Raw genomic sequence first — 8,485 nt, 5'->3', positions numbered from 1 at the left:
TATCAAGAAAGATATTGCAGCTTTTCATCAGCCATACAGGAACTTTAAAAATACTCTCCAGGTAGCTATTCAAGATCGCATTGAGATTATTTTCTGAATCAATTCTATCTACTTATTAAATTATTCCTACCTTAAACTTGTTCCACATACCGTTTTAACTCCCTCGCCATCTGTTCCATTCCTCGCTGTTCATCCTCCCGAATAAAAGGCAAAAATACACGAGTTAATAACCCCGAAAAATTTTCCCGGTGAGTATATCTCGTCCTACTAATCCCAATCTCTTCCAACTCAAACATATTTTCACTGCGAAAGCCAGGAATTACAGACACCCACCCCAGACAGACATCTGGCTGTACCAATGTCACCAAAGGTTGAAATTCTGTCTCTTCCTCTGCATAATTCCGCAATAGCGACAACATTACCTCTTGGCCATGCTTAAACGGCATGGAGGGATCGCGGTCAAATAAAAAACTATTCCATTTATCCCAATTTTTCTTGTCAAACAGCACCCGCCAAACCTTTTGCCTGGAAGCATAAATTTCAATTTCCGTATGGAGACTTGGCATAGCTGCCTCTGCACTATTTTGTGCGACTGGTTACAATCTCAAGTATTTCATTACTCTAGGCTAAGGTTAATTTTAGATTTGGAATTGACAATTCAATCTAAAATCTAAAATTTGAAATCAAAAAATCCCAAATTCAGGCATTATGGTAGCACTAACACCCAACCCCAGCTTTAGTTTAACGATTCGGATTGAACTTCCCAACCGCGCCGGGATGTTGGCTGGCGTGACGCAGGCGATCGCATCTGTAGGCGGTAACTTGGGTCAAATCGACTTAATTGAGCAAAATCGTCACAATTCCATCCGCGAAATTACCGTTGATGCCTCTAGCACGGAACATAATGAGAAAATTGTAGATGCCGTCAAAGCGCTAACAGATATCAAAGTGCTCAACATCTACGATCGCACCTTCAACCTTCATCGCGGCGGCAAAATCACCATTGGCAGCAAAATCCCTCTTAAATCCCAATCGGATCTAGCGATGGCTTACACGCCGGGGGTGGGTCGGATTTGTACTGCGATCGCGCAAGACCCCGAACAAGTTTACAACCTTACCATCAAACAAAATACGGTGGCGATCGTCACTGACGGCAGCGCCGTCTTAGGGTTAGGCAACCTCGGCCCCGCCGCCGCCATGCCAGTAATGGAAGGCAAAGCCATGCTATTTAAAGAATTTGCTGGGATTGACGCATTTCCTATTTGTTTGGCTACTCAAGATACTGACGAAATTATCCGCACAGTCCAAAATATTGCCCCAGTTTTTGGCGGCGTTAACCTCGAAGATATTGCCGCACCTCGCTGCTTTGAAATCGAAGCTAAACTGCGAGAAACTTTAGATATTCCCGTATTCCACGACGACCAACACGGCACGGCAATTGTTAGTTTAGCAGCCTTAATCAATGCCTTAAAAATCGTCAATAAATCAATGGATCAAATTCGGATCGTGATTAACGGTGCCGGTGCTGCCGGAGTCGCGATCGCACGTCTGCTGCGAAAAGCAGGAGCTAAAACAATTGTTATGTGTGACTCTAAAGGCATCCTCTCCAAAAACCGCACTGATTTAAACGCAGAGAAACTAGAATTTGCTGTGGAAAAATCGGGTTCTTTAGCAGGTGCAATCATCGGTGCTGATGTGTTTTTAGGCGTTAGTGCCCCTGGAGTTCTTACCCCAGAAATGGTACGTTCAATGGCAAAAGATCGGATCGTGTTTGCGATGGCAAATCCTATTCCTGAAATCCAGCCAGAATTTGTTGCTAATGATGTAGCAGTAATGGCAACTGGACGCAGCGATTACCCCAATCAAATTAACAATGTTTTAGCATTTCCTGGTGTATTTCGCGGCGCTTTAGATTGTCGCGCTTCTACTATTACTACCACGATGTATTTAGAAGCTGCTCAGGCGATCGCATCTTTAGTCCTGCCTTCCGACCTTGACAAAGAACACATTATCCCCTCTGTATTTGACAAGCGAGTAGTAAATGCTGTTGCCGGTGCCGTGCAATTAGCAGCACGCAATGAAGGCATCGCCCGCAGTTAACTATAATTTAATTCCGGTTAAATACACCGAAGATCGCCATTTTCAACAACCTGTAGGGGCGGGTTTGCCAATAGCTTAAAAGCGTGCAGACAGGTCAAATCAACCCGCCCCCACCCCGCGAGGGAACTTGTAAAGCAAGTGAGGTACACGCCTAGCCATTAGCAATTAGCCATTAGCCATTAGCCATTCGGTAAAAAATCCCTTTTCACATAAACGCGATCGCACCTTTTCGTCTCCACCCCCGTAGTCGGTTCATACCCACTACTCTCATACAATTTCACTGCTTCCTTCAACACGCTAGCCGTTTCAATCCAAATTTCTTTAAAACCACGCTCTGCGATCGCACTCTCCAACTTTCCCAGCAAAAATCTCCCCAACCCGTACCCCCTCGCCTCTGGTAAAAGATACATTTTGCGAATTTCTACAGCATTATTGCCTCTTTTAATTGGATAGTAAGCAGCCGTCCCCACTAACCGCTCCTGTTGTTCAATTACCCAAAATTCTCCACCCACTGCATGATAAAATATTTCTACCTCATAGACATCTCGATCCGCGCCATAGGGTTCGCAATTCAAACCGTATTCTGCTAAAATATCCTTAATTAAGTGAAAAGCTGAAGCCCGATCTCGTTGTTCCCATGTACGAATTAAAAAGTCTTTATATTCGATCTTCACTTGTTTCTTACCTCTAGCTGTGAATTCTTGGTTCCGAGTGCAAAGTTGCCAGCATTTCGCTCTCAATAGATGCTAAACTCTCAAGCCTAGCCGTCACAATTTCGATATCAAAATAAGTAGTTGCTAAAACCCAATATACACCGTAGTGACGCGCCTCTGAAGCCATCAAACCCCGATAAAGTTTTGCTAATTCTGCATCCTGACAGCAATTTGCTAGCAATCCGAGCCTTTCATGGCTCCGTGCTTCTATTAAACCAGAAACTAGCAAAGAATCCAATAACCTCTCCGGTTCTTCCCTGCGAATTTTAGCTGTTAAACCAGCAGCATAGGGAGGTGCTGACAATTGGCCCAAGGGAATCCCGCGACGCTCTAACCATTGATTTACCTGCTCGAAATGCTCTAATTCTTCGCGGGCGATGGCAGTAAGCATCCGCACTAATTTTGTGTGAGCAGGGTAGCGAAACATTAAATTTAACGCTACACCCGCCGCTTTGCGTTCGCAGTGGGAATGGTCTAGTAGAATTATATCTAAATTCGCGATCGCTTGTTCGACCCACTCTTTAGACGTTGGGTGCTTCAGAAATTTGATAGTTGGTAGTGTTGAATTTAGCATCTGTTTCTAGATTTATCGCCGTTGTCAGTTGCATAAGATAAAGCAGGATAATTGCTAATTGCTAATTGTTAACTGTTAACTGTTAACTGCTAATTGGGGAAATTTTCTCCCCGTCTCCCCCATCCTCCCTCTCCCCTTCTTCCCTAGCCTCTAGCCCCTAGCCCCTAGCCCCTCTTAACAATTGTACAAACACCCTATACATATCTTGAGCAAACTTATTCGGATTCCATAATGGTGCTAAACTTTGCGGTTTCTTCGACTCCCTCAACTGTTCTTTAACTGCGTTTCTTAAATCTAGATTATTGCCTAATTTTACACCCCATTCTGTGTACTCTTCCCAACTCCAAGAAACACCTGTTTCCATCTTCAAAGCCTGCATAAATGAATAGCCCATCCTCGATAAGAATTGTTCCCCTACCCGCGTCACCACAGGCAAATTAAACCACAATGCTTCTAAAGTATGAGTCCCACCATTGTAAGGATAAGAATCCAGAAAAACATCAGCTAGTAAATATATTAACCTGTGTTCTTCCTCCGTAGGAACTCGTGGCAAAAACTTGATCCGGTGTTTCCCAATTCCCTCAGCTTCGCAAGCTTGATGATAAGCTGATTGAAATACTTCGATATCGCCTATAGCTTTGTGAATCAAAATACTATTAGGCACTTGTTTGAGAATAGCAACCTGCGCTTTCACTAACTCGCGGTTAAATTTTCTACCCGGAGAAACGCAGAGATAAACTACTTGTTCTAATCCAATTCGATGCGACTTTCTTAAATCAATTGTATCCGCGACTAACCTTTTAAAACCTCCAACAGCCGCAAAGGAATCTGGCATTCTAATTAGTTGTTCTTGGTAATATTTTTCTCTCCCGTCTGGGTGAGTGTGCCAATCGCAAAGGAAGTAATTTATACTAGATATGTATGGAGCTTCAAAGCCTAACCAAGAAATACAAACTGGGGCGGGTTTTCGATATAAAATATCGCAGTGAATGGGAACGCTAAGAGAATCTAAATCTACCAGTATATCCACTTGGTCTTGCTGAATTTCCTTGATAATTTCTCCAGCATTAGCAAGTCCATTAGGGAAGGTTTTAGGATAACTTAATTTAGCTACGCTATCAACAAAGTTTTGGGTGTGATCGTCCTTATCAAGTCGTTCTGTTGCGTATAAATAAATATCAGGCGTGAGCTTGCATAATTCACGGATGATGTCAGCACTGCACCAGCCGACGGAATGGCGATTGAAGTGATTCGAGATAAAACCAATTTTTAACTTACTTTTATGGTTTTTCTGCTGAAAACTAGGCTGGGAAATTTGAGGGTAATTTGGCTTGATAACTTGCTCGACATATTGTTTAGAAATTAAGCGATAGAAGTTAGAATTAGCCTCTAAATCATCTCGCAAGTAAGGGGTGCTAAATAAAAGATTGGCATAGAGAGCTTTGATTTCAACATTGCTAAAATTATTGAATTGGTAGAGATAAGACTCTAATTCTAAAAATCTATCTTTAGCAATTTGATTTAATCCAGATACCTGATAAGTGCTAATATAGTAAATGGCGGTCATTATTTTGTCCATTTCGCCGCACATTTCACTATATTTGCTAACAGCTTGACGCGCTGCTTCTAAATTAGTTGCATCTCGGAGGATGCCGCACAAGTGCTGATGAGCGATGGCAAAATCTGGTTTAATTTCTAAGGCTTTTTGCAGGTAAGGAATTGCTTCTTTTAACTTACCTTGATATCGGAGAACTATCCCTATTTGACAGTAAGCATCTACCGAGTCAGGTTTAATCGTAATCGCGCGTTTCCAAGCAGCGACAGCTTCGCTAAGTTTGCCTTGATTTGCTAGTTCATCGCCTCGATCTAAGTAAAATTCTACCCCGCCGAGTTGCGGATTAATTTTAATAGCTTTTTGCTGATAAGATTTAGCTTCTTCTAACTTCCCTTGCTGCTTCAAAGCATTACCGAGATTCCAGTAGGCGGCGGCTAAATCTGGTTTGAGGCCGATCGCTTTTTCGTAGTTGACGATCGCCTCGACAAAACGCCCTTGCTTGTAAAGCATACTGCCCAAATTAGCATAAGCTTCAGCATAGTCGGGATTAAACGCCAGAGCCTCCGAGTAGAAGCGAATCGCCTCTTCAATTTGACCTTGAGCCTGCTGGACATTTCCCATTGTCACATAGGCGGGTGCCCAATCCGGCTTCGCCTCCAGAGCTCGGCGACAAAATGCGATCGCTTCTGTTAACTTCCCCTGAGCGTAATATACTTCCGCAGCTTGAGTCAGCGCTTGAGCATCCTCTGGTTTGGTTTCCTGAGACGGGTTAGTAGGATTGGAATTCATCGGGCAGCCTGTTTGTGCTATCAATATTAAAGTCTATGGTATTTTGCACCATAACAGCTTTTGAGGCGACATTACACCAAGCAACCCACTGATGACAGAATTTAACCGCGCCGCGAGCATCGCCCCTTCAGGGGTTGGGATAGGCTCTGCGAATGAGAGTCGCATTCAAGTATTTTGATTTTCGATATATTTTTTAACAGCTTCCTCAGAGGCATTACCGACTGTGCCACAAAAATAACTTCTAGTCCAAAGAGAGGGAATTTTCTTAAGAAACTATCGTACAATAGTTTTCGGAGGTGATGCAAATTGCTCTTAAGCTTCAAATACAAACTCAGACCCAATCAGCAGCAATCCAAAAAATTGAATCAGTGGGTTGATATGTTGAGGGCTACGTATAACTGGTGTCTGCGCGACAGAATTGATGGTTGGTATCAGCAGTTTCTTTGCGGTGATTATTGCGACTTGAGGACGCAGATAGAGATTACACCTTTAACCTGTGGTATTACCAAAGGAACACAACTCGCTAACCCTTGGAAAGATGGAGGGGGTAAAGCTAAAAAGGAAGGAGACAAAGATCAGTCGCCAAAAAGATCAGCGTCTTTGATGCAAGATGCGAACTTACAAGAATTGAAAGATAGTAGACCTTGGTATCAAACAATTGATATTGGAGTGTTGCAATCAATGCCAGCTAGAGTTAACGAATCTTTCAGTAAGTTTTTCAACGGTGCAGGTTTCCCGAAGTTTAAGCGCCGTCACGACTTTAAATCGTTTAGTTATAAACCGGGAAGGGTAAAGGTTAAAGGTAATAAAATCTATTTGCCGAAAATTGGATGGATGCGTTTTTATAACTCGCGTTCTATTCCCGATGGGTTTGAAATTAAAACAGTTACAGTGAGACAGAAAGCTGACGGGTGGTACGTCTCGATCAGAATCGAAAACAAAACAGTACCAGATTTCCCGGTAATTTCAGATAGTGAAATCAAAACTATCACTGGTTGCGATCTGGGACTGGGTAAGTTGGTTTACCTATCTGATGGAAGCAGTATTGATAACCCACGTTTTGCTACCAATAAAAAAGCCAAGCGTTTAATGCGAATTAGACAACGGCGGGTAAGTCGTAAGCAAAAAAGAAGCAAGAACCGCAGCAAAGATCAACTTAGAGTGAGCAAGTTGCACAACAAAATTCAACAGCGTCGAGAATCTTATCAGTGGGACGTTGCTAAACGCATTCTCAAAAGAAGTGATGCTGTCGCTGTTGAAGATTTGCAAGTTGGAAACATGATGAAACGGTGCCAACCCGTTAAATCTGAAACTGGTAGATTTTTGTCTAATGGTCAATCAGCTAAACGGGGTTTAAATCGTTCTATCGCTGATGCTAGTTGGTATTCGTTAACTCAAAAACTTGAATATTTGGCTGTGAAGTCAGGCAAGAAACTGTATAGAGTCAATCCACAATATACCAGTCAAACTTGTAGTAAATGTCAGCACGTCGATAAGAATAGCCGCAATGGTGAAAAATTCATTTGCATTAATTGCGGACATATTGATGATGCTAATTTGCAAGCCGCAAGAAATGTAAAAGTTAAGGCAATAGAAACTTACGGCTTAAATATTGTCAAAATAATTAAATCGAAAATGGTACGGCGGGACTCGTCGGAACCAGTACAATTAAGTCTCTTTGAGGCTAAATTGTATGAACGCTCGTCAGACATTAACACGCTGCCTTTAAAAGGCAAACGGCGTGTGGGCGAGAACCCAGAGTACAAGCAATTGTCTATCTGGGATATTTAGAGCGCAACCTCTAAAGAATCCCATCCCCTTCAGGGGTGGGAGTGTCAAAAGGAAACTGTCGCCACTATGCAATCAATTTATGACTGGCAAGCAACTGACACAGCGGAAACGGAAGATTAACCTCAAACCCAATTTGCTCTTGGGTATATTTTTACTCACCTTAGCACTGCCCTTGCCCTTCGCTACCAAGAGTCTAGCACAACAGCAGACAGGGCAATATCAGCGACGGATCTTTGATGCTGCTCTCTACTTCACTTTATATTTCGAGGGCGGCTTCAGCAACCATCCGGCAGATAAGGGGGGAAGGACTTACAGAGGCATTTTGCAAACGGAGTACGACGCTTACCGCTACAGTCGGGGACTCCCACCTCTAGATGTAGCCAGGATTTCGGAATCTGAACTGTTGGAAATTTATCAGAGTTATTGGAATAATAGCCGTGCGGCGAGTATGCACCCTGCACTGGCGATCGTCATGTTCGATACGGCGGTGAATTTCGGGATATCTAACTCTGTGACATTTCTGCAACAAGCTTTGGGACTGCCGCAAAGTGGCGTTTTTGACGCTCGCACGATGAAAGCTTTAGCTTCTGCTAATAATAAGAATACAGCTTTTCAGATGATTAACGAGCGGATTATTTACCGTTATAAACGGGTGCAAGAAGATCCGAGTCAAATGGCGTTTTTTCGGGGATGGTTGAGTCGCGATTACAGTTTGTGGGGGTATGTGGAGAAGATTAAGAATTAGACGGGATATTACGCACCCACCAAAGAAACCGGGTTTTTTGACAAAAATACTTCGCCTTACCCACAGATTCTCTCAAAAACCCGGTTTCTGGAGCCATGAGCACAAGTCCTAATAATGGCTAATTGCTAATTGCTAATTGCTAATTGCTAATTGCTAATTGCTAATTGCTAATTGCTAATTGCTAATTGCTAATTACCCATCCTCCCCCTCTTCCCCAT

General features: G+C 42.9%; 7 protein-coding genes and 1 pseudogene. 3 read left to right on the top strand and 5 right to left on the bottom strand.

Features of this window, described 5'->3' with window-relative positions:
• Nucleotides 1-131: 131 nt before the first annotated feature.
• Entirely contained in the window at nt 132-566 is a 435-nt protein-coding gene (locus OSCI_RS21500; RefSeq protein WP_007357255.1) for an SRPBCC domain-containing protein, read from the bottom strand.
• A gap of 142 nt (nt 567-708) precedes the next feature.
• On the opposite strand from OSCI_RS21500, the gene OSCI_RS21495 reads away from it, so the two are divergent.
• A complete protein-coding gene (locus tag OSCI_RS21495) occupies nt 709-2,100 on the top strand; it encodes a malic enzyme-like NAD(P)-binding protein (protein ID WP_007357254.1) in 1,392 nt (463 codons plus the stop codon).
• Between the two features lie 179 nt (nt 2,101-2,279).
• Here the strand turns inward: OSCI_RS21495 and OSCI_RS21490 are convergent, their stop codons facing one another.
• The 4 genes and pseudogenes from OSCI_RS21490 to OSCI_RS28715 all read right to left on the bottom strand — a co-directional run.
• The gene (locus tag OSCI_RS21490; RefSeq protein ID WP_007357253.1) at nt 2,280-2,774 is read right to left on the bottom strand and encodes a GNAT family N-acetyltransferase; all 495 of its coding nucleotides are present in this window, start codon (nt 2,772-2,774) and stop codon (nt 2,280-2,282) included.
• A gap of 13 nt (nt 2,775-2,787) precedes the next feature.
• Nucleotides 2,788-3,387, bottom strand: coding sequence for a tRNA-(ms[2]io[6]A)-hydroxylase (locus tag OSCI_RS21485; protein ID WP_007357252.1), 600 nt, complete (start codon nt 3,385-3,387; stop codon nt 2,788-2,790).
• 157 nt (nt 3,388-3,544) lie between these two features.
• On the bottom strand, nt 3,545-5,731 hold the full coding sequence (locus OSCI_RS21480) for a tetratricopeptide repeat protein (RefSeq protein ID WP_007357251.1): 2,187 nt from the start codon (nt 5,729-5,731) through the stop codon (nt 3,545-3,547).
• 165 nt (nt 5,732-5,896) lie between these two features.
• Nucleotides 5,897-6,001 (bottom strand): annotated as a pseudogene (locus OSCI_RS28715) (transposase); the annotation flags it as partial.
• Between the two features lie 36 nt (nt 6,002-6,037).
• On the opposite strand from OSCI_RS28715, the gene OSCI_RS21475 reads away from it, so the two are divergent.
• Together OSCI_RS21475 and OSCI_RS21470 are read left to right on the top strand one after the other, a co-directional pair.
• A complete protein-coding gene (locus OSCI_RS21475) occupies nt 6,038-7,522 on the top strand; it encodes an RNA-guided endonuclease InsQ/TnpB family protein (protein WP_019486853.1) in 1,485 nt (494 codons plus the stop codon).
• A 79-nt stretch (nt 7,523-7,601) separates the two neighbouring features.
• Nucleotides 7,602-8,267, top strand: coding sequence for a glycoside hydrolase family 108 protein (locus OSCI_RS21470; RefSeq protein WP_007357249.1), 666 nt, complete (start codon nt 7,602-7,604; stop codon nt 8,265-8,267).
• Nucleotides 8,268-8,485: the final 218 nt, after the last annotated feature.

Origin of the sequence: Kamptonema sp. PCC 6506 (assembly GCF_000180455.1) — a bacterium.
Taxonomy (GTDB): domain Bacteria; phylum Cyanobacteriota; class Cyanobacteriia; order Cyanobacteriales; family Microcoleaceae; genus Kamptonema; species Kamptonema formosum.
Note: the sequence above shows the minus strand (reverse complement) of the source record. Positions and strands in the feature narration are given on the sequence as shown.